The 21,195-nt window shown below is 71.1% G+C and carries 21 protein-coding genes; 18 read left to right on the top strand and 3 right to left on the bottom strand.

Annotated features, from left to right (window positions below; translation table 11 throughout):
• Window positions 1-39 precede the first annotated feature (39 nt).
• A complete protein-coding gene (locus tag FKD65_RS27370) occupies window positions 40-1,311 on the top strand; it encodes an NlpC/P60 family protein (protein ID WP_141580189.1) in 1,272 nt (423 codons plus the stop codon).
• A gap of 146 nt (window positions 1,312-1,457) precedes the next feature.
• On the opposite strand, the gene FKD65_RS27375 is transcribed toward FKD65_RS27370, so the two are convergent.
• Window positions 1,458-1,949 carry an inorganic diphosphatase gene (locus FKD65_RS27375; protein WP_141580190.1) on the bottom strand — a complete coding sequence of 164 codons (492 nt, stop codon included), beginning with the start codon at window positions 1,947-1,949 and terminating at the stop codon, window positions 1,458-1,460.
• A 263-nt stretch (window positions 1,950-2,212) separates the two neighbouring features.
• Between FKD65_RS27375 and dacB the strand changes: the two genes are divergently transcribed.
• From dacB to FKD65_RS27430, 11 genes are all read left to right on the top strand, one after another.
• Window positions 2,213-3,484 (top strand): D-alanyl-D-alanine carboxypeptidase/D-alanyl-D-alanine-endopeptidase, encoded by a 1,272-nt coding sequence (gene dacB / locus FKD65_RS27380; RefSeq protein WP_240809627.1) that lies wholly within the window; start codon window positions 2,213-2,215, stop codon window positions 3,482-3,484.
• 142 nt (window positions 3,485-3,626) lie between these two features.
• A complete protein-coding gene (locus FKD65_RS27385) occupies window positions 3,627-4,736 on the top strand; it encodes a zinc-dependent metalloprotease (RefSeq protein WP_141587110.1) in 1,110 nt (369 codons plus the stop codon).
• Window positions 4,737-4,813: 77 nt separating this feature from the next.
• Window positions 4,814-5,812: a tRNA lysidine(34) synthetase TilS gene (tilS, locus tag FKD65_RS27390; RefSeq protein WP_141580191.1), complete on the top strand. Its 999-nt coding sequence runs from the start codon at window positions 4,814-4,816 to the stop codon at window positions 5,810-5,812.
• A gap of 121 nt (window positions 5,813-5,933) precedes the next feature.
• Window positions 5,934-6,497 (top strand): hypoxanthine phosphoribosyltransferase, encoded by a 564-nt coding sequence (hpt, locus tag FKD65_RS27395; RefSeq protein WP_141580192.1) that lies wholly within the window; start codon window positions 5,934-5,936, stop codon window positions 6,495-6,497.
• A 442-nt stretch (window positions 6,498-6,939) separates the two neighbouring features.
• Complete coding sequence (gene ftsH / locus FKD65_RS27400; RefSeq protein WP_141580193.1) at window positions 6,940-8,943, top strand: ATP-dependent zinc metalloprotease FtsH; 2,004 nt, start codon at window positions 6,940-6,942, stop codon at window positions 8,941-8,943.
• Between the two features lie 32 nt (window positions 8,944-8,975).
• Window positions 8,976-9,581: a GTP cyclohydrolase I FolE gene (gene folE, locus FKD65_RS27405; RefSeq protein ID WP_141587111.1), complete on the top strand. Its 606-nt coding sequence runs from the start codon at window positions 8,976-8,978 to the stop codon at window positions 9,579-9,581.
• Between the two features lie 157 nt (window positions 9,582-9,738).
• Complete coding sequence (gene folP, locus FKD65_RS27410; protein ID WP_141580194.1) at window positions 9,739-10,677, top strand: dihydropteroate synthase; 939 nt, start codon at window positions 9,739-9,741, stop codon at window positions 10,675-10,677.
• Window positions 10,674-11,111, top strand: a complete 438-nt coding sequence (locus FKD65_RS27415) for a nuclear transport factor 2 family protein (RefSeq protein ID WP_141580195.1) — start codon at window positions 10,674-10,676, stop codon at window positions 11,109-11,111. Before folP ends, FKD65_RS27415 begins: the two co-directional genes overlap by 4 nt.
• The gene (gene folB, locus FKD65_RS27420; RefSeq protein ID WP_141580196.1) at window positions 11,108-11,473 is read left to right on the top strand and encodes a dihydroneopterin aldolase; all 366 of its coding nucleotides are present in this window, start codon (window positions 11,108-11,110) and stop codon (window positions 11,471-11,473) included. Before FKD65_RS27415 ends, folB begins: the two co-directional genes overlap by 4 nt.
• Entirely contained in the window at window positions 11,470-12,057 is a 588-nt protein-coding gene (folK, locus tag FKD65_RS27425) for a 2-amino-4-hydroxy-6-hydroxymethyldihydropteridine diphosphokinase (protein WP_141580198.1), read from the top strand. The genes folB and folK overlap by 4 nt, the downstream gene beginning before the upstream one ends.
• Window positions 12,054-12,563: a DUF3180 domain-containing protein gene (locus FKD65_RS27430; RefSeq protein WP_141580200.1), complete on the top strand. Its 510-nt coding sequence runs from the start codon at window positions 12,054-12,056 to the stop codon at window positions 12,561-12,563. Before folK ends, FKD65_RS27430 begins: the two co-directional genes overlap by 4 nt.
• Window positions 12,564-12,593: 30 nt before the next feature.
• Here the strand turns inward: FKD65_RS27430 and FKD65_RS27435 are convergent, their stop codons facing one another.
• Window positions 12,594-13,742, bottom strand: a complete 1,149-nt coding sequence (locus tag FKD65_RS27435) for an NADH-quinone oxidoreductase subunit D (protein WP_141580203.1) — start codon at window positions 13,740-13,742, stop codon at window positions 12,594-12,596.
• Between the two features lie 358 nt (window positions 13,743-14,100).
• On the opposite strand from FKD65_RS27435, the gene FKD65_RS45760 reads away from it, so the two are divergent.
• The 4 genes from FKD65_RS45760 (at window position 14,101) to FKD65_RS44450 (ending at window position 17,931) form a co-directional block, all read left to right on the top strand.
• Complete coding sequence (locus FKD65_RS45760; RefSeq protein ID WP_240809628.1) at window positions 14,101-14,481, top strand: PH domain-containing protein; 381 nt, start codon at window positions 14,101-14,103, stop codon at window positions 14,479-14,481.
• 389 nt (window positions 14,482-14,870) lie between these two features.
• The gene (locus tag FKD65_RS27445) at window positions 14,871-16,037 is read left to right on the top strand and encodes a PH domain-containing protein (protein ID WP_240809629.1); all 1,167 of its coding nucleotides are present in this window, start codon (window positions 14,871-14,873) and stop codon (window positions 16,035-16,037) included.
• A gap of 329 nt (window positions 16,038-16,366) precedes the next feature.
• Window positions 16,367-17,575 (top strand): cytochrome P450, encoded by a 1,209-nt coding sequence (locus FKD65_RS27450; protein WP_141580209.1) that lies wholly within the window; start codon window positions 16,367-16,369, stop codon window positions 17,573-17,575.
• A gap of 95 nt (window positions 17,576-17,670) precedes the next feature.
• Window positions 17,671-17,931, top strand: a complete 261-nt coding sequence (locus FKD65_RS44450) for a hypothetical protein (RefSeq protein ID WP_168221214.1) — start codon at window positions 17,671-17,673, stop codon at window positions 17,929-17,931.
• An 83-nt stretch (window positions 17,932-18,014) separates the two neighbouring features.
• On the opposite strand, the gene FKD65_RS27460 is transcribed toward FKD65_RS44450, so the two are convergent.
• Entirely contained in the window at window positions 18,015-19,043 is a 1,029-nt protein-coding gene (locus FKD65_RS27460) for an SAM-dependent methyltransferase (protein ID WP_368367134.1), read from the bottom strand.
• 110 nt (window positions 19,044-19,153) lie between these two features.
• Between FKD65_RS27460 and FKD65_RS27465 the strand changes: the two genes are divergently transcribed.
• Together FKD65_RS27465 and FKD65_RS27470 are read left to right on the top strand one after the other, a co-directional pair.
• Window positions 19,154-20,323, top strand: coding sequence for a sensor histidine kinase (locus FKD65_RS27465; RefSeq protein ID WP_141580211.1), 1,170 nt, complete (start codon window positions 19,154-19,156; stop codon window positions 20,321-20,323).
• 75 nt (window positions 20,324-20,398) lie between these two features.
• On the top strand, window positions 20,399-21,100 hold the full coding sequence (locus FKD65_RS27470; RefSeq protein ID WP_141580214.1) for a response regulator transcription factor: 702 nt from the start codon (window positions 20,399-20,401) through the stop codon (window positions 21,098-21,100).
• The last annotated feature ends 95 nt before the right edge of the window (window positions 21,101-21,195 follow it).

A 21,195-nucleotide genomic window follows, 5' to 3' on the forward strand; every position in this document is an offset into this window, starting at 1 on the left:
TTTGCGCTAAGCGGCATCGCGGCCGGGGAGAAGGTGATCATGGCACCTGGCGCACCCGAGGTCCGTCGCCGTCGCGTGACCCCGTCTCCCGCCCGCAGCGCGGCGCTGCGGTTGGTCGCCCTCTCCTCCGGCGTCGCGATCGGCATGGGCCTGCTGGTGCCGGCCGTGTCCGCCCGGCCGTCCGATCCCCCCGGCCCCAGCGCGAAGGACGTCGAGCGAAGCGAACGCGATGTCAGGGAGCGGGCGGCCGAGGTCGGGCGGACGAAGGCCATGCTCGCCCAGGCGGACGGCGAGCTCGACAGGCTCGCCGTCGCCGCGGAGACAGCCGTGGAGCGCTACAACGGCGAACTGGTGAGACTGAAGGCCGCGCAGACGGCGTACAGGGACGCCCAAGGGCGGCTTGCCGAGGCGAACCGTAGGACGGAGGAGGCCAGAGCCGAACTGGCCTCGTTCGCCGCGCAGGTCTACCGGGACAACACCGGCTACGACCCGATGTCCTCGGCCGTCGCGGGCGAGGGCGGGCCCCAGGGGTTCATGGACCGCGCCGGCATGGTCCAGATGCTCGCCGAACGGCGTACCGCCGTGTTCCACCGGGTCGAAGCGTCCAAGACGGTCGCCGACCTGTTCCGCCGCCAGGTGAAGACGGCGCTGGACGAGCAGGAGGCGGCGACAAGGCGCGCTGACGAAGCCAAACGGCTCGCGCAGGACGCGGTGGCCACGCAGCAGGCAGCGGTCCAACGCATCGAGGCCGAGAAGCGCCGCCTAGAACACAGACTGGGTAAGGCCCAAGCGAAGGCTGCGAGCGTCAAGCGCGCGCGGGAACGTGCCCTGGAGAGGGCTAAGGCCCGCAAAGCACGTGCGGAGTTCCCCACGCGGAAGTCGCCTCATGGGCTTCTGTCCGAGGCGCAGGGGGCCATCGCGGTACAGGCGGCGCTCAAGTGGCTCGGCACGCCCTACTCCTGGGGAGGAGGCGACGTGAGCGGCCCCACGTACGGCATTGCGCAGGGTGCCGGGACCGTCGGCTTCGACTGCTCGGGGCTGACCATGTACGCCTGGGGCCAGGCGGGTGTGAGGCTCGACCATTGGACGGGCACGCAATGGACGTCCGGCCCGCACGTTCCCATCAGCGAGCTGCGTCCCGGTGACCTCGTCTTCTTCGCGACCAGCCAGAGCGATCCCGCCACCATCCACCACGTGGGCCTGTACCTCAGCGGTGGCCGCATGGTCGAAGCGCCCTACACGGGTGCACGGGTGCGCATTGCGAGCATCCACCGGCGCGACCTGATCGGTGCGACGCGTCCGGCGGGCTGAGGCGGACATCACCCCTGGAAAGCCGGAACCCTTCCGTACCGTCGACGGAAGGGTTCCTCACAAGGCGCGTCGTGTGGCAGCGGGGAGCGGATCAGCGCCGTCCGGGACTTCGAGCGGCCCGGCCGGCCGCACCGGTCGGTGGCGGCTCAGTGGCCGCCCTGGTCGGAGGCGCGCTTGAAGGAACGCACGATCTCCTGCTCGGCCTCCACACGTCCCACCCAGCTGGCGCCCTCGACGGACTTGCCGGGCTCCAGGTCCTTGTAGACCTCGAAGAAGTGCTGGATCTCCAGCCGGTCGAACTCGGCGACGTGGTGGATGTCGCGCAGGTGCTCCATGCGGGGGTCGGTGGCGGGGACGCACAGGACCTTGTCGTCGCCGCCGGCCTCGTCGGTCATGCGGAACATGCCCACGGCGCGGCACTTGATGAGGCAGCCGGGGAACGTCGGCTCCTGGAGCAGGACCAGGGCGTCCAGGGGGTCGCCGTCCTCGCCGAGGGTGTCCTCGACGAACCCGTAGTCGGCCGGGTACTGCGTGGAGGTGAAGAGCATGCGGTCGAGCCGGATGCGGCCGCTCTCGTGGTCCACCTCGTACTTGTTCCGCTGGCCCTTCGGGATCTCAATCGTGACGTCGAAATCCAAGATGTCCTCCGCTCCCTGCGCGCTCGCAGTGAATAGTCTTTCGGGAGCCTGTGGGCGAGGCCGGCACCACAGGTGAGTGTTCCCCTGTATAAGGATGTCGCACGTTGGTGAGTGCTGAGTGGGAGAGGGGCGGTCACGTGCCTGGACGGGGCCGAGCCCTCGCAGTCCTGTCGCTGTCCCTCCTTAACGTTTTCGCCGTCGCCGCCGGCCTGGCAGTGGTGAAACTCACACCCGCGCGCCATCTGTCGCCGCAACCGCCGAGCGTGGCGGCCCGTGACCTGGTACAGGTCCCGAGGTCCGCCGCCGTCCTCGCCGCCGAACCGGGGTCGGGGCGCCCGCCCGACCCGTCCGCCCTGGCGGGACGGCTGTCGACGCTGATCGGCGGCCCGCAGGCCAAGATCAACGCGGTCGTCATCGACGCGGAGACCCGGCGGCAGCTGTACGAGCTGCGGGCAGGCCAGCCCGCGACCCCGGCCTCGACGACGAAGCTGGCGACATCGGTTGCGGCGCTGGCCTCGGTCGGCCCCGCGCACCGGATCGCGACCCGGGTCGTGCGCGGCGCCGGCGGGCGGATCGTTCTGGTCGGAGGCGGGGATCCTACCTTGACGGCGCTTCCCCCGCGCCCTGGGGCCGGGCACCCGCCTTACGCCTCGCTCACGGACCTGGCCCGCCAGACGGCCACGGCACTGAAGGCGTCTGGCACGAGCCAGGTGCGGGTCGACTATGACGCCTCCGCCTACCAGGGGCCCCGTACGGCTGCGGGCTGGAAACCCAATTACCTGCCGGACGGTGAGGTGGCTCCTGTCAGCGCCCTCACCGTCGACGAAGGACGCGTCTCCCCGTCAGACCCGTCCAAGAAGACGCGCGTTGCGGACCCGCCCGCCACCGCGGCGAGAGAGTTCGCACGCCTGCTGTCCCAGAACGGTGTCAGCGCAAAGGCCGGGCGGCAGACGGTCGCGCAGAAGGAGGCCGAGCCACTGGGCGTCGTCCAGTCGCCGCCGCTGTCCGCTCTCGTCGAGCATCTGCTGACCGACAGCGACAACGACGTGGCCGAGGCGGTGGCGCGCCAGGTCGCCATCAAGACGGGACGCCCCGCGACCTTCGCCGAGGCCGCGCAGGCCGTCCGGCAGGTCCTCGCCGGACTGGGGGTGGCCGAGGGCGTCTCGGTCAACGACGGGAGCGGGCTGTCGCCCCTCAACCGCATCTCGCCCATCGCGCTGGCCCGGATCGTCTCACTCGCCGCGGGCGGGGACCACCCGGACCTGCGCCCGGTCATCACCGGTCTTCCGATCGCGGGGTTCTCCGGGACGCTGAGCCCGCCCCGCTACACCGTCGCGGCCAGCCAGGCGGGCGCCGGGATGGTGCGCGCCAAGACCGGCACCCTCTCGGGGGTCAGCACGCTGGCCGGGCTCGCCCACGACGCGGACGGGCGGCTGCTGGCGTTCGCGTTCATGGCCGGGGACGGGAAGGGGCCGGTCGACCCCGGCAAGCTCGACCAGCTCGCCGCCGCCGTGGCCGGCTGCGGGTGCGGCTGATCACGCTTCTCCCCGGCCGGGCCGCGGCTCGGGTGTGGGGGCGGCCGTACGGGAGATAACCAGAACGGTCGTTCGTTGAACGACCAGCAGGGCGCTCCGGCGCCACGTCGCCAACGTACGGTGGAGTCACATGAGCGCCTCAATGATCGACTGGAACCTCGCGGTCCAGGCCGGCACCCGGCTCGTCAGGCCGGGACCGCAGGTCACCCACGCCGAGGCCCGCGAGGTCGTGAAGGAGCTGCGCGACCTCTCGAAGATCGCCCACGGGCATGTGCGGGACTTCACCGGCATGGCCTCCGAGCTCGACCCGGACCCCGCGACGGTCGTGGACAGGCCCGGCTGGATCCGCGCCAACGTGGACGGTTTCCGGGTGGTGCTCGAACCGCTCATGGAGCAGATGTCCGAGCGGGGCAACCCCGGCCCGCTGGGCGGCGCGGGGAACGTCGTGGTCCAGGCCGTCGGGTCCCGCGTCACCGGTATGCAGGTGGGCGCGATCCTCGCGTACATGGCCAGCCGGGTTCTCGGGCAATACGAGCTGTTCCTCCCGCCGGACCCCTCCGGGCGTGCGCCGACAGGGCGGCTGACCCTGGTGGCCCCCAACATCGTCCATGTGGAGCAGGAGCTCGGCGTGGAGTCGCGTGACTTCCGCCTGTGGGTCTGCCTGCACGAGGAGACGCACCGCGCCCAGTTCACCGGCGTTCCCTGGCTGCGCGAGTACGTGCAGGACCAGATGACCAAGTTCCTCCTCGCGTCCGACCTCGACCCCGGTATGATGCTGGACCGCATCCGGGACGCGGCCGAGGCCGTCGCCGACGCCGTGCGCGGCGGTGACTCGAACCTCATCGACGCGATCCAGACCCCGGAGCAGCGGGAGATCCTCGACCGCCTCACCGCCGTGATGACGCTTGTCGAAGGGCACGGCGACTACGTGATGGACGCGGTCGGCCCGGAGGTCGTGCCGTCCGTCCAGCAGATCCGGTCGCGTTTCCAGGGGCGGCGCAGCGGCGGCTCCAAGCTCGACAAGACGATCCGGCGCCTCCTCGGCATCGACCTCAAGATGAAGCAGTACGCGGAGGGTTCGCGGTTCGTGCGGCGGGTCGTCACCGAGGTGGGCATGAGCGGGTTCAACCGGGTGTGGGATTCGCCCGAGTCGCTCCCGACCCATGACGAGATCAAGGAGCCGAGCCTGTGGATGAACAGGGTCGTGGGTACGCGCGCCATCGACGCTCCGCCCACAGCCAACGAGGCCTGAGCTGACCCGCCGTCCCGGCCGGGCCCGCGGGCGGCACCTGTCACGCGCGCGACGGCGCGGGGTGGTAAACGTTTGCCATGGGCCCTGATCCGGCTGTGGCGGCGGTACGTCTGGCGGTGCGCCGGGTACTGGCCGACCTGCCCCAGGGGGCGTTGGTGCTCGCGGCTTGCAGCGGGGGCGCCGATTCGCTCGCACTTGCGGGGGCGCTGGCCTTCGAGGCGCCCAGGGCGGGGCGTCCGGCCGGAGGCGTCACCATCGACCACGGCCTCCAGCACGGCTCGGACGAGCGTGCCGATGCGGTGGTCCGGACCATGGCGGGCCTTGGCCTGGACCCGTCAGGATCGATCGCGGTCACCGTCGATGGGACGGGCGGCCCAGAGAACGCCGCCCGCGACGCTAGGTACGCGGCCCTGGACGATGCGGCCCACCGATGGGGTGCTGTTGCCGTCCTCCTTGGCCACACCCAAGACGACCAGGCCGAAACCGTCCTGCTTGGGCTTGCGCGCGGTTCCGGCGCCCGGTCGTTGGCGGGAATGCCCTCCAGATTCACGCGCTCCGGGAACGTCCTGTACCTGCGGCCCCTGCTGGACCTGGATCGCGCCACTACACGCCGGGCTTGCAAGGCCATGGGCCTCGACCCCTGGGACGACCCCCACAACGTCGACCCCGCCTACGCGCGCGTGCGCGTCCGGCACGAAGCCCTCCCCGCCCTGGAGAAGGCGCTCGGCCCGGGAGTGGCCGAAGCGCTGGCACGGACGGCCAGGATGCTGCGCGACGACGCCGACGCCCTCGACGAGGCGGCCGCCCGCGCCTACGCCGACCTGGAGGCCCCCGAAGACGGCTATGGCGCGGCCCTCCGTCTGGAAGGGCTCGAAGACCTGCCCAGAGCCGTCCGCACGAGGGTCCTGCGGATGGCGGCGCTCAGGGCCGGGAGCCCACCGGGTACGCTCGCGGCGGTCCATGTCGATGCGGTGGATCGGCTGGTCACGGCCTGGCGCGGCCAGCGGCACGTGGATCTGCCCGGGGGGCTGCGAGCCCTGCGGAGGTCTGGGAAGCTGCTGTTCGGCCCGGTTTGACGTCGCGGCGTGTGCGCATCATCACGTGTCGCGTCCGCCGCGCACCTGACCGGCGCGCGGCGGTGTCCGTCCGACGTCCGTCCCACCGGACGGGCGAGGTCTGAGCTATGAGGGTGGGGTTGTGGACGAGAAGGACCTGGGCAACGACCTGGCGAAGGTGCTGATCCCCGAGAACGACCTGCAGGCCAAGGTGAGGGAGCTCGCCGGGCAGATCGACGCCGACTACGAGGGCAGGGACCTGCTGCTCGTGGGGGTGCTCAAGGGCGCCGTCATGATCATGGCCGACCTGGCGCGGTCGCTGCACTCGCCCGCCTCCATGGACTGGATGGCGGTGTCGTCCTACGGATCGGGGACGAAGTCGTCCGGCGTCGTCCGCATCCTCAAGGACCTCGACACCGACATCCTCGACCGGCACGTCCTGATCGTGGAGGACATCGTCGACTCGGGCCTGACGCTGTCCTGGCTGGTGAGCAACCTGCGCTCGCGCAACCCCGCCTCCCTGGAGATCTGCGCGCTGCTGCGCAAGCCGGAGGCCGTCAAAACCGAGATCGACGTGAAGTACATCGGCTTCGACATCCCTAACGAGTTCGTCATCGGCTATGGGCTCGACTATGCCGAGCGGTACCGGAACCTCCCCTTCGTCGGCACCCTGGCCCCGCACGTGTACGGAGGCGACGGGGCCTGAGCACTCCGAAGGCAGGGCACTCTGGAGGCCTGGGCCTTCTGAGGCCTTGGCGGCTGGAGGGGGTCAGCAAACCGTGGGGGCGTGCGCGACTGGAGAGCCGATCGGCCCCTACAGGCTCACACTGGTCAGAGGCGTACCAACGCCCCCAGGGAACAAGGGACCGTGACGAATCGTTGCAAAGGTCGTTGACGGGTATAGGCAAGGGATGCGGGAGAACGGCGGCGGCTGCGTCTCCTGCGCCTGCGGTGTACCGTCGGTGTCCCGGACCCTGGGTTCGGGAAGCCATATGAGGGAAGCCGCCACGGTGGGACCGGAGCCCCGGGCGACGGGCCTTCCCGTTGGTCGCAATGTTGGTCGCAGTGGCGTTCGTCCTCCGGGACGGGCGAGGATCGCACACAGACGTTGGTCAGGAGGGACGGGCCCCTCAGGGGTAACCGGATAAATGGACGTGAAGCGCTACTTTCGCGGGCCGCTGCTGTGGATCCTGCTGTTCGGCCTCTTGGTCGCCCTGGTGATGTGGGGCGTCAACCCCGGTCGTTCCTTCGAGAAGGTCGACACATCCAAGGTCGTCCAGGAGATCAACGCGGGCCAGGTGAAGTCCGCGAAGATCATTGACAAGGACCAGCGGATCGAGCTCACGCTCACCAACGGCAAGCAGCAGCAGGCCTCCTGGGTCGACGGCCAGGGCCTCCAGCTGCAGCAGCAGCTGCAGAACCAGGCCAATGCCGGCAAGCTGCCCGGCGGCTACAACGTTGATGTCCCGAAGCAGAGCTTCTTCCTGAACCTGCTGTTCAGCCTGCTGCCCATCGTGGTGATCGTGCTGATCTTCCTGTTCATCATGAACCAGATGCAGGGCGGCGGCTCGCGGGTGATGAACTTCGGCAAGTCCAAGGCCAAGCTCATCACCAAGGACACCCCGAAGACCACCTTCGCCGACGTGGCCGGGGCCGACGAGGCCCTGGAGGAACTGGAAGAGATCAAGGACTTCCTGCAGAACCCGGCGAAGTTCCAGTCCATCGGCGCCAAGATCCCCAAGGGTGTGCTGCTGTACGGCCCGCCCGGCACCGGCAAGACGCTGCTGGCGCGCGCCGTCGCCGGCGAGGCCGGCGTCCCCTTCTACTCGATCTCCGGCTCCGACTTCGTCGAGATGTTCGTCGGCGTGGGCGCGTCCCGGGTCCGCGACCTGTTCGAGCAGGCCAAGACCAACGCCCCCTCGATCATCTTCATCGACGAGATCGACGCCGTCGGCCGGCACCGCGGCGCGGGCCTCGGCGGCGGCCACGACGAGCGTGAGCAGACCCTCAACCAGCTGCTGGTCGAGATGGACGGCTTCGACGTCAAGGGCGGCGTGATCCTGATCGCCGCGACGAACCGCCCCGACATCCTCGACCCGGCGCTGCTGCGTCCCGGCCGATTCGACCGCCAGGTCACCGTCGACCGTCCCGACCTGGAGGGCCGCAAGGGCATCCTGCGCGTGCACGGGCGCGGCAAGCCGTTCGCGCAGGACGTCGACCTCGACGTGATCGCGCGCCGCACCCCCGGCTTCACCGGCGCCGACCTTGCCAACGTGATCAACGAGGCGGCGCTGCTCACCGCGCGCTTCGACCGCAAGCTGATCGACATGGACACCCTCGAGGAGTCCATCGACCGCGTCATGGCCGGGCCGGAGCGCAAGACCCGGGTGATGTCGGAGAAGGAGAAGAAGATCATCGCCTACCACGAGGGCGGCCACGCCCTGGTGGCGCACGCGCTTCCGAACTCGGACCCGGTGCACAAGGTGACGATCCTTCCGCGCGGGCGGGCCCTGGGCTACACCATGACCCTCCCCATGGAGGACAAGTTCCTCACGACCCGTTCGGAGATGAACGACCAGCTCGCCATGCTGCTGGGCGGCCGCACCGCCGAGGAACTGGTCTTCCACGAGCCGACCACCGGCGCGGCCAACGACATCGAGAAGGCCAGCTCCATCGCCCGCAACATGGTGACCGAGTACGGCATGAGCGAGCGCCTCGGCGCGCGCAAGTTCGGCACCGGGCAGGGCGAGGTCTTCCTCGGCCGCGACATGGGCCATGAGCGCGACTACTCCGAGGACATCGCCTCCGCGATCGACGACGAGGTGCGGCGCTACATCGAGGCCGCGCACGACACCGCGTGGGAGATCCTCGTCGAGTACCGCGACGTCCTGGACGAGCTCGTCGTCAACCTCATGGAGAAGGAGACGCTCTCCAAGAACCAGGTGCTGGAGATCTTCGCGCCGATCCAGAAGCGGCCGCACCAGAACTCCTACACCGGGTACGGCAAGCGCCTCCCGTCCGACCGTCCGCCGGTGCTCACGCCCAAGGAGCTGGCACTGCTCGGCCCGCAGGACGTCACCGACCTGACCAAGAACAACGGACAGGGCGGCGTCACCTCTGAGGCCGTCGATCCGGCCCCGGGCGAGAGCTGACGGCCTTGGCGATCCCGTACGACGAGGCGCCGATGGAGAACGACCCGCCGGGCGAGACACTGCACGGCGGGCGTTTCGACCACGCGCGCATCGAGAAGGCCGTCCGCGAGATCCTGATCGGCATCGGGGAGGACCCCGACCGCGACGGGTTGCGCGACACCCCCGCCAGGGTGGCGCGCGCGTACGCCGAGCAGTTCGCGGGTCTGCGCCAGGAGCCCGAGGACGCGCTGACCACGGTGTTCGACGCCGACCATGAGGAAATGGTCCTGGTGAAGGACATCGAGGTGTACTCCGTGTGCGAGCACCACCTGGTGCCTTTTCACGGGGTCGCGCACGTGGGCTACACGCCCAACAAGAAGGGCCAGATCACGGGTCTGTCCAAGCTGGCCCGGCTGGTGGACGTGTACGCGCGCCGTCCGCAGGTGCAGGAGCGCCTCACCAGCCAGGTGGCCGACGCGATGATGAGGGTGCTCGAGCCCCGCGGGGCCATCGTGGTGATCGAGGCGGAGCACCTGTGCATGACGATGCGCGGGGTGCGCAAGCCCGGCGCGAAGACGGTGACGTCGGCGGTGCGCGGCGACTTCCGAGACCATGCCGAGACGCGGTCCGAGGCGATGAGCTTGATTCTCGGCCGCTGACGCCGCCACCGGCCGCCCCGGGGCCGCCTGAACGCCTGAACGGGCCTCAGCATCGCGCTGAGGCCCGTTCTGCCGCTTCCGGAGGGGGTAGCCGGACCGGTGAGACGGTCGAGGTGCCGCCCTGGCAGGTCGATTCCAAGGCATAGGGTGGGGTGACATGACCACTGCCGCCGTTCCGGGGCTGCCCGAGCCAGGGCGCTGCCTCGTCATGGGCGTGGTCAACGTGACCCCCGATTCCTTCTCGGACGGCGGCGCCTGGTTCGACCCCGAGAAGGCGATCCGCCACGGGCTCGATCTCGTGACCGAGGGCGCCGACATCGTGGACGTGGGCGGCGAGTCCACGCGCCCCGGTGCGCAGCGTGTGTCGCAGGAGGAGGAACTGCGGCGCGTGGTGCCCGTCATAGAGGCGCTCGTGGCCGAGAACGTGCCGGTGAGCGTCGACACCATGCGCGCCGAGGTCGCCGAGGTGGCCGTCAACGCGGGCGCCCGGCTGGTGAACGACGTGAGCGGCGGCCTGGCCGACCCCGACATGCCGCGCGTGGTGGCCGCCGCTGGCGTCCCCTACGTGGTGATGCACTGGCGCGGCCACAGCCACGACATGCAGACCCGCGCCGTCTACACGGACGTGGTCCGCGAGGTGCGCGAGGAGCTGGCGCACAGGGTCGACGCCGTACTGCAAGAGGGCGTCGACCCCTCAATGATCGTGCTCGACCCCGGGCTCGGCTTCGGCAAGAACCCGCAGACGGGGCACAACTGGTCGCTGCTCGCCCATCTGGACGCGTTCACGAGCCTTGGCCACCCTGTCCTCGTGGGGGCGTCCCGCAAGGCGTTCCTGACGAGGCTCCTGGCGGAGCCGGACGGGACGCGCCGTCCCTTCGGCGAGTGCGATGACGCGACCGTGGCCATCACGTCTCTCGTGGCGGCCGCCGGGGCGTGGTGCGTGAGGGTGCACAGGGTCCGGCCCAACGCGGACGCGGTACGGGTGGCGGCCGCGATCCGCGCGGCGGGCCCCGCCAGTGCGGCAGGCCCCGTCAGTGAAGACAGCCACGACGCCGGTGCTAGCGCCGGCTACGACATTGGGAGTCCCCGCCTATGAGCCGTGCCGTGAACCGCGCCGACGTGGACGAGGTCCACGCCGAGTTCTACGCCGCGTTCGAGGCCGGCGACTTCGACCGCATGTCGGCGGTCTGGGCGGACGGCCCCTACGCCGACGGCGTCTCCTGCGTGCACCCCGGTTGGACGATGCTGCGGGGACGTGAGGCGGTGCTGCGCTCGTGGGCGCTCATCATGGCCAACACGTCCTACATCCAGTTCGTGCTGACCGACGTGGAAACGGACGTCTACGGCGACCACGCCGTGGTCACCTGCAAGGAGAACATCCTGACCGCCGACGAGGACACCGAAGCGGGGTTCCTAGCCGGGGGAAGCATCGTGGCGACGAACGTGTTCGTACGGGCGGGCGGGGAGTGGCGGCTCCTGCTTCACCACGGGTCCCCCGTCCTCAACGTCGTGGATGCAGAGGAAGAATGACTCTCGACCGCATCGAGTTGCGCGGGCTTCGGGCGCGGGGACGGCACGGATGCCTGCCCGCCGAGCGCGACCTGGGCCAGGAGTTCGTCGTGGACGCCGTCCTCGGCCTCGACACCCGCCCCGCCGCCGAGGGCGACGACCTCTCGCGTACCGTCGACTACGGCACGCTCGCCGGCCGGCTGGTCGCGGCCGTCGAGGGTGAGCCCCTGAACCTGCTCGAAACGCTGGCCGACCGGTTGGCGAAGATATGTCTGGAAGATCGGTTGGTCTCCGAGGTCGAGATCACCGTCCACAAGCCGAGCGCCCCGATCCCGCACCCCTTCACGGACGTCGCCGTGAAGATCAGGAGGAGTCGCCCATGACAGCGTCCGACCGCATGCCCGACCGCACCGCCACCGGCGGGCACATGCTGGTCCAGCACCGTGTCGTGTTCTCGATCGGCAGCAACCTCGGCGACCGGCTGGACAACATCCAGGAGGCGGTCGACGCGCTGTTCGACGCACCGGGCCTGCACTTCGTGGCGTTCTCCCCGGTCTACGAGACCGCCCCCTACGCGCCCCCTGGGGAGGACATCCCCGAGCAGGGCGACTTCCTCAACATCGTGCTCATCGCCGACACCCGCCTGCCACCGGAGAACCTCCTGGAGCGGGTCCTCAACATCGAGAACTCGATGCGGCGTGAGCGCGAGGTGCGCTGGGGCCCCCGCACCCTCGACATCGACATCGTGACGTTCGGCGACATCACGTCCGACGACCCCGATCTGACGCTCCCGCACCCTCGCGCGCACGAGCGCGCCTTCGTCCTCGTCCCCTGGTCCGACATCGAGCCGGACGTCCTGCTCCCCGGACAGGGCCGCGTAGGCGACCTGGCCGAGGCCAAGCAGGCGGAGGGCGGCCCCTCGGCCTGCCGGCGGCGCGAAGACCTGGCCCTCCAGCAGCCTGCATGAAGCCCTCCCGCCCACTGTTCCTCGTCGCCGTGGTGGTCGTCATAGCGCTGATCACCTGGGCGGTGCTGCGGTCCGCCTACCTGTCGCTTCCGCCGCTGCCGTGGACCGCGGTGCCGACGCTGCTGCTGCTCGCCCTGGGCGAGGCCTTCACCGGCCTGAACGTGCTGCGCCGCATCCGCCGCAGGCCCTCCGACAGGCGCGCGCCGGACGCGTCCCGCAAGCCGGGGCCGAAGCCGCTGGATCCCATGGCGGTGGCGCGCCTGGCGGCCCTCGGGAAGGCCAGTGCGCACTCGGCGGCGGTCATCGCGGGCGTGTTCGGCGGGTTCGCCATCAGCCTCGCCGGCGCGCTCGACAAGTCGACTCCGCGGCACGACTTCTTCGTGAGCGGCGGCACGTTCCTCGCGGCCGTCGTGCTGGTGGCGGCGGCGTTCTTCCTGGAGTACGCGTGCCGGGTGCCCAAGGGCCCGGACGACGAGCGCCACGGCCACGGCGCGTCCCGCGCCTGAGGCCGGTGCCGCGCCTGAGGCCGGCGCGCGCTACTTGTCGATGTCGCCGACGACGAAGAACATCGAGCCGAGAATGGCGATCATGTCGGCGACCAGGTTGCCGGGCAGCAGTTCCGCCAGCACCTGGACGTTGTTGTACGACGCGGACCGCAGCTTCATCCGCCACGGGGTCTTCTCGCCACGCGACACCAGGTAGTAGCCGTTGAGGCCGAGCGGGTTCTCCGTCCAGGCGTAGGTGTGGCCCTCGGGGACCTTCAGGACCTTCGGCAGCCGCTGGTTGATCGGCCCGGGCGGCAGCTCGGCCATGCGGTCGAGGCAGGCGTCCGCCAGGTCGAGGGACGCGTGCACCTGGTCGAGCAGGCATTCGAACCGGGCCAGGCAGTCGCCTTCCGACCGGGTGACCACGCGTACGTCCAGTTCGTCGTAGGCGAGGTAGGGCTCGTCCCTGCGCAGGTCGAAGTCGACCCCGGACGCGCGCGCGATGGGCCCGGACACCCCGTACTGCAGGATCTGCTCCTGCGTGAGGATGCCCACCCCTCTGGTCCTGGCCCGGAAGATCTCGTTGCCCATGATGAGGTCGTCGATGTCGCTCATGCGGGCGCGCACCTCGGAGACCGCCGCCCGCGCGCGTGCCGTCCACCCGGCGGGGAGCTCCTCCTTCAGCCCGCCGACCCGGTTGAACATGTAGTGCATACGTCCACCGGAGATCTCCTCCATGACCCGCTGCAGGACCTCCCGCTCGCGGAACGCGTAGAAGATCGGAGTGATGGCGCCCACTTCCAGGGGGTAGGAGCCGAGGAACATCAGATGGTTGAGGATCCGGTTGAGCTCCGCGAGCAGCGTCCTCGCCCATACGGCCCGGACCGGGACCTCCATGCCGAGCATGCGCTCGACGGCTAGCACGACCCCGAGTTCGCTGGAGAAGGCTGACAGCCAGTCGTGCCGGTTCGCCAGGACGATGATCTGCCGGAAGTCGCGGACCTCGAACAGCTTCTCCGCGCCCCGGTGCATGTAGCCGACGATGGGTTCCGCGGCCGAGATCCGTTCGCCGTCCAGGGTGAGCTTCAGCCGGAGCACGCCGTGCGTGGACGGGTGCTGGGGGCCGATGTTCAGGGTCATGTCCTCGGTGGCGAGCTCCTTGGCGCCCGCACCGATCCCTACGATCCGTTCGGTGGTCATGGTCGCGCCTCCGCCACTCTGATCACCGCTTCATGGTCCCATGGCGAGCGGTACTCGTTATCCGGTTGACTAGGGGGCGATGAACGCGAGCCACGGCGAACCGCCATACGATCCCGCCGCGCACCCTGGGCCGCAGGGCGCGGTGCGCCCGCCCGCGCCGTCCAGGCCGTCCCATGGCGGTCAGCCCCCTGGTCAGGGACAGGTAGGGGCACCCTACCCGCCGCAGCAGGGGCCGCCCCTCTACCAGGCGGACCAGGCCTTTGCGCCTGGAGCCGGCCTCCACTGGTCGCACATTTCGAAGCGCCACGCCTGGCACAGGCTTCTCACAGCGGTCCTCTGGGCGATCCCCGTCGGTGCTGTGGGCGCTTTCATCGTGTGGAGGAACGGCACCGTGGTCGCCGCCTCCATGTGGGTCGCCGCCGTAGTGCTCGGGGTGATCCTCACCTGGCTGGTCGCGGTGCTGGATCGCCGGGCCTACGGCTATGTCGAGCGTCAGGACGACCTCATCGTGACCCATGGCGTCCTCGTCCGGCGGCTCATCGTTGTCCCCTACGGGCGGATGCAGTTCGTGGACGTCACCGCGGGCCTTCTGGAGCGGTGGATGGGCGTCGCCACCGTCCGGATGCACACGGCCGCCGCGGCGACGGACGCGACGATTCCGGGGCTGCCCACTGCGGAGGCCGCGCTTCTGCGTGACCGTCTCGCGCAGAAGGGCGAGGAACGGAGCATGGGCCTATGAGCGGCCCTTACGGCCCGTATGGTCCGCCTGGCCGACCCGGGCCGCCGGGCCCGCCCGGCCCCCACGGGCAACCTTCGCCCCACGGGCAGCCTGGACCCCTTGGTCCGTCCGGGCCACAGGGGCAACCCGGGCAGCCTGGGCCCTATGGGCGGCCGCCGGGACCTTCCTACCCGCCGCCGCACCCTGGGTACGGGCCGCCTCGTCCGCCGTATGCGTACGGTCCGCCGCAGCGTCCACCGGTCCGGTTCTCGGAGGGCACGCATAGGCTGCACTGGGCGACGGCCCCGCTGCGCGCGTTCGTCTTCCTCATCATCTACTTCGTCCTCCTCGGCTTCCCCCTGCTGCTGACGCAGACCGACAGCGGCGTCACCCTGGCGCTCACGCCGGAGGTGATCCTGCGGTTCGTCATCGTGACCGTCCCCATGGGGTTCATCGCGGTGGGGAGCGGCCTGTGGACCTGGCTGTCCCTCCGCTTCCGCGTCGACAACGACGACCTCGTCGTGGAGACCGGAATCCTGCGGAAGAACGCGCGGCGCATCCCGCTTTCGCGAATCCAGGCCATAGACGTGGTGCGTCCGCTGGTGACGCGGGTGTTCGCGCTTTCGGAAGTACGGGTGGAGCTGGCAGGGGGCGAGCAGAGCGAGATCGCCCTCCGCTACCTGGGGCGGCAGTCGGCGCAGCAGTTGCGCGCCGAACTCCTGGCCCGCGCCGCCGGGCTTCCAGGCCACACCCCGGAGGCCCCTGAGAGGCACCTGTGGCGCGTGCCGTTCGGGGCCCTGCTCGGGTCGCTGGTCGTGCGGCTGCCCGTCCTGGGGGCGGTGCTGCTCTTCCTCGCGTCCCTCATCTTCTTGGTCATGTACGCGGAGGGCGGCATCCTGGCCGTCACCATCCCGGTTCTGCTCGGCCTGATCCGGGCCGTGATCGCACCGCTGGTCATGTACGCCAACTTCACGGTGGCCATGTCCCCGGACGGGATCCGCCTGCGCTACGGCCTGCTGGAGACCCGGATGCAGACGCTGCCGCCTGGGCGCGTCCAGGCCGTCAGCATCGTCGAACCGGCGATCTGGCGCACCCTCGGCTGGGCCCGCGTCGAGGTCACCGTCGCCGGTTACGCGGGTGAGCGCCAAGCGCTCTCTTCGACCCTGCTTCCCGTCGCGCCCCGCCACGTCGCCATGCACCTCGTCTCGCAGGTCTTCCCGGGGACGCACGTGGACGCCGTCGCTCTCGTCCCGGCGTCCTCCAAGGCCGTGTCGGTCGACCACGCCGACGGCGCCGGCACCGACGACGTGGTCTTCGTGACCCGGCACGGCTGGCCCTGCCGCCGCACGGACGTGATCGCCCACGCGCGCGCGCAGAGCGTCCGGTTGACCGCGAACCTCTTCCAGCGGCTGATGGGCCTCGCCACCGTCCATGTGGACGCGCCCCCGGGCCCGGTCCAGGTGTCGGCGACGGACCGCGAACTCGGTGAGGCCCGCGCGATCGTCGAGTCCACCGCGCGCCGGGCCCTCGCCGCCCGCCGCGCCGGCGGCGGCGACCCGACCCGCTGGGCCCGCTGACGACTTATCCACAGAATCGCGTTCTACTGTCACGCCCCACGGCGTCCCTCGACGATGGACACGTCGGCCCGCCCGAGGGGGGAGGGCGGGCCGACCCCGTCATCGAACGAACGTGATCGCGTGGAAGGAGGCGCCGCATGGAGCCTCGCGTGGATGAAGATCCGACCGCCCACGGCACACGCCGCCGCGGCCGGGTCGCCGCCGGTGGCAGCGGGCTACCCGCTCCCACGGTTCCGGTAGGAGCGCGGCTGCGCTCGAAGCGTCCGTCACCGGGTTACGGCCCTTCCGCTCCCGGCCGGTCGGCCGCGACGGGCACATATCGTCTGAGCATGAGCGATCTGGCCTATGACCCCTGGTCCCCCGAGTTCGTGGCGGACCCGTACCCGGTGTTCGAGCGGCTCCGCGCCGAGCATCCGGTGTTCTTCCACGAGCCCACCGGCCAGTGGGTGATCAGCCGGTACGAGGACGTCGACGCGCTGCTGCGCGACCGTCGCCTCGGGCGGTCCTACCTCCACGTCGCGACCCACGAGGAGTTCGGGCAGCTGGCGGAGCCCGAGTTCCTCAAGCCCTTCTGGGACCTGATCCGCGCCGGGATGCTCGACGTTGAGCCGCCCACCCACACGCGGCTGCGGCGCCTCGTGTCCAAGGCGTTCACGGCGCGGATGGTGGAGGGGCTGCGGCCCACGATCAGGCGCCTCGCCGAGGAACTGGCTTCGGGGCTGGCGGACAGGGGCGGCGGCGACCTGCTCGCCGAGGTCGCCGAGCCGCTGCCGGTGAACGTGATCGCCGAGATGCTCGGCGTCCCCGTCGAGGACCGGCACCTCCTGCGCCCCTGGTCGGCCGACATCTGCGGCATGTACGAGCTGAACCCGCCCGAGGAGGCCCAGCGGACGGCCGTCCGCGCCGCCGTGGAGTTCTCCGACTACCTGCGCGGCCTGGCCCGCACCCGGCGGGCCGAGCCGCGCGACGACCTCGTCTCCGCGCTCGCGCACGTGGTGGACGAGGGCGACCGGCTCACCGAGGACGAGCTGATCGGCACCTGCGTCCTGCTCCTCAACGCTGGGCACGAGGCCACGGTCAACGCGACCGGCAACGGCTGGTGGACGCTGTTCCGCAACCCCGCCGAGCTGGAACGCCTCCGCTCCGACCCGTCGCTCGTCCCCACCGCGGTCGAGGAATTGCTCCGCTACGACACCCCGGCGCCCATGTTCGAGCGCTGGGTACTGGAGGACATCAGGGTCGCCGGCGTCGACATCCCCCGCGGCGCGGAGGTCGCGTTGCAGTTCGCGTCCGCCAACCGCGACCCGGAGGTCTTCGCCGACCCGAACCGGCTCGACCTCGGACGCGACCCCAACCCGCACATCACGTTCGGCCTCGGCATCCACTACTGCCTGGGGGCACCCCTGGCCCGCATCGAACTCGTGGAGTCGTTCGGCGCACTCCTGCGCGCGGCCCCGGCCCTCCGCCTCGCGACCGAACCGGATTGGAAGCCCGGCTTCATCCTCCGCGGCCTGACAGCCCTCCACGTAGAGCGCTAACCGGCAGACCGCTGACGGGTGGAGCGCCGGCGGGTGGAGCGCTGCCGGGTGTCGCGCCGGCGCGTGGAGAGCTGACGGGGTGGAGAGCTGACGGGGTGGCGGCTGGTGGAGTGCTGGCGGGAGTGGCGCTGGCTGGTGGAGCGCTGGCCGGTCGAGTGCTGGCCGGTGAAGCACTGATGGGTGTGGCGCTGGTGGGTGTGGCGCTGACGGGGTGGCGCTGGCCCGTGGGGCGCTGGCCGGTGGGGCGCTGGCCGGTGGGGCGCTGGCCGGTGGGGCGCTGGCCGGGGTGGCGCTGGCCGGTGTGGTGCCTACCGGTGGAGCACCGGCTGGTGGGGCGCCTCCTGGTGGAGCGCTGACTGTAGGGCGTTGGCCGGTGACACATGGCCGGTGAGTCATGGCTGGTGTTGTGGGTGAGACCGGTGGTGGTTGGCGGGTGGGGTTAGCTGGTGGGGTGTTGGGCGGGGGTAAGGGGAGGGGGGATTGGGATGCCGACGGTCTGGGCCAGCCAGCCGAAGCCGCCCAGGCCGGAGGGGTCGGTCAGTTCGGCGTCCTCGCCTGCGTGGCAGAGGGCGGCTACGTAGCCGCGGGGGTCGCGGTGGGCCAGGTCCAGCGGAGGGCGGGCCCCCGAGAGGCCGAGGGCGCGCAGGGCCTCGCGCTGACCGGTCAGGAGGCTGGACGTCGCGCCGGCGCGGCGCCCCGCGACCATGCAGGCGTCGAGCGCGACATGGGCGGTGACGTCGCACGATCCGTCCGGGACGGCGGGCACGGTGGCGCCGTCGCGGTAGCCGGTCAGCGTCCCGTACGCGGGGCGCGCCTCGCGGGAGTGCGAGTAGTCGACGGCGAGCGCGAGGCCGGCCGACAGGCGCCTGATCACCGCGGACCAGGCGGCGCAGCGCGGATGCCCGATCTCGGCGCGGTCGCCAGGTTCGGGCAGCGGCCACCACCGCTCCAGCCAGTCGCGGTCCTCATCGGACGGCGGCGGCCCCGGGCGTTCGGTGCCGGTGAGCGGGTCGACCAGCACGGTCCGGACGCCGTCGGGGGTGCGTTCCGCCACGTCCAGCGGCACGTTGTCGAGCCACTCGTTCGCGACGACGAGGCCGGTGACGCGGGCGGGCAGGTCCGGGCGCCAGACGATACGGGAGGGCACGTCGGGCGGACGCGGCGCGAGCTCCACCGCCGTGGGAGCGAGCCGGGCGGCGAGGTCGGGCGGGGCGCAGGCCAGGATGTTGCTCAGCAGCCGGCCCGACCCCGCGCCGATGTCGACCACGTCGAGCCGGTCGGGCCGGCCGAGCAGGGCGTCGACCTCGACCAGCAGGCGGGTGATGGCGGCTGCGAACCGCGGCGAGGCGTGCACCGAGGTGCGGAAGTGCTCGGCGGGGCGTTCGCGCCGGTAGAAACCTTCCTCCCCGTACAGGGCCCGCTCCATCGCGGTGCGCCACGTCAGCCATCCGGAAACCAGCGACTCCACACCTGCGACGTTACCGTGAGTGGCGGAGTCCGGACGGGCCCTCCTTGCGGTGGACACGGGTCAGACCTCCGGCTGATCCTGACTGACCAGCGGGTACGTACGCTTGCGGCATGGTGGCGAGCGCATGGGAGTGGCTGCGGGGCAAGAAGCCGCTCGTCGACGCCTTCTTCGCGCTGGCGGTCCTGTTCTTCTCCCTGCCGACCCTGCTGGCGGGCCCGGCCCAGATCGGCGCGGGGTACTACCTGCTGCTGACGCTCCTGCTGACCGGGCCGCTGGTGCTGCGCCGCACGTTCCCCCGGACGGTCTTCGGCTTCGTCGCACTGGTCTCCTTCGTCCAGTGCGTGCTGGGAGCGATGCCGATTCCGGCGAACGTCGCCGTCCTGATGGGCCTCTACACGGTCACAGCCGGATGCACGTTCCGCTGGGGGCTCGCGGCGGCAGTGGTCGGCGAGATCGGCGCGGGCATGGCGACCTACCGCTACCCGCAAGGCGCCGACGACCGGAGGCTGACGTTCGTCCTGATGACGGTGCTGGTGGCGGGCGTCTACGTCCTCGGCCTGCACATGCGCACGCGGCGGGCGTACCTGCGCTCGGTCGAGGAGCGGGCCGAGCGGCTGGAGCGCGAACGCGACAACGAGGTCAAGGTGGCGATGGCCGCCGAGCGCGCCCGCATCGCCCGCGAGCTGCACGACGTGGTGGCCCACAACGTCAGCGTGATCGTCGTGCAGGCGGACGGCGCGTCCTACGCCATCGAGACCGACGTGGGCCGGGCCCGGCAGGCGCTCGACACGATCTCCTCGACGGGACGGGTGGCGCTGGCGGAGATGCGGCGGCTCCTCGGCGTGCTGCGCGAGAACGACGATGCGGGGGCCTACGCCCCGCAGCCGGGCGTGGCGCAGTTGGACGACCTGGTCGAGCAGGTCCGGGCGGCCGGGCTGGCGGTGGCGTTCGAGGTCGACGGAACCCCCGCGATCATGTCGGAGGGCCGCCAGCTCACGGTCTACCGGATCGTCCAGGAGGCGCTGACCAACACGCTCAAGCACGGCGGCCCGCGGGTGAGCGTGTCGGTGCGGCTGCGCTACGCCGGCGACGCGCTCGACGTCCGCGTGGTCGACGACGGGCGCGGCGCCGCCGCACCCGACGACGGGCACGGTCACGGCCTCGCCGGGATGCGCGAGCGCGTCGCCGTGTACGGCGGCACGGTCCACGCCGGTCCGCGCGCCGGCGGCGGGTTCGAAGTGGCCGCGAGCCTCCCCGTCCGCGAGGAGGTCGCCGCGTGACCGGCCGCGGTGAGCGGGACCGGGGCTTGCGGCGGCTCTCGCCGGGCGTGTGGGGTGGCGCACACAGGAGGTGGCATGACGACGGACTTCGATGAGGTGGCGGCGCCCATCCGGGTGGTGCTCGTGGACGACCAGGAGCTGGTGCGGGCCGGCTTCAAGATGGTGTTGGACGCGCAGCCCGACATCGAGGTCGCCGGCGAGGCGGGCGACGGCGTCCAGGCGCTGGAACTGCTGCGCCGCACGCGGGCGGACGTGGTGCTCATGGACGTCCGGATGCCGCGGATGGACGGGATCGAGGCGACCCGGCAGGTGGTGGCGGGATCCGGGCCGAAGGTCGTCATCCTGACCACCTTCGACCTGGACGAGTACGCGTTCGCCGCGATCAAGGCGGGCGCGGGCGGGTTCCTGCTGAAGGACGCGGGGCCCGCGCAGCTCATCGAGGCGATCAAGGCGGTGCACTCGGGGGACGCGGTGGTGGCGCCGAGCACGACGAAGCGGCTGCTCGACCGGTTCGCCGTGCATCTGCCGGACGCCCAGCAGAAGGCGGGCGGGGCGCTGGAGACCCTGACCGACCGGGAGAACGAGGTCCTGCGGCTGGTGGCGCGCGGGATGTCGAACGCGGAGATCGCCGCGCGCCTGTACGTCTCGGAGGCCACGGTGAAGACCCATATGGGCCGGATCCTCATGAAACTCGGCCTGCGCGACCGAGTGCAGGCCGTGGTGTTCGCATACGAGACGGGCCTGGTGCGGAGCGGCCAGAACGACCCGCCCGCCTGACCTGGACCCCGTCCGGCCGCCCCGGACCGGGGTGGATGCCTGAGCCGTGAACGAGGCGCCGGAGACCGATGATGCCTCCGGCGCCTTCGTACGCG

The sequence above is a fragment of the Actinomadura sp. WMMA1423 genome (assembly GCF_006547145.1).
Classification (GTDB): Bacteria; Actinomycetota; Actinomycetes; order Streptosporangiales; family Streptosporangiaceae; genus Spirillospora.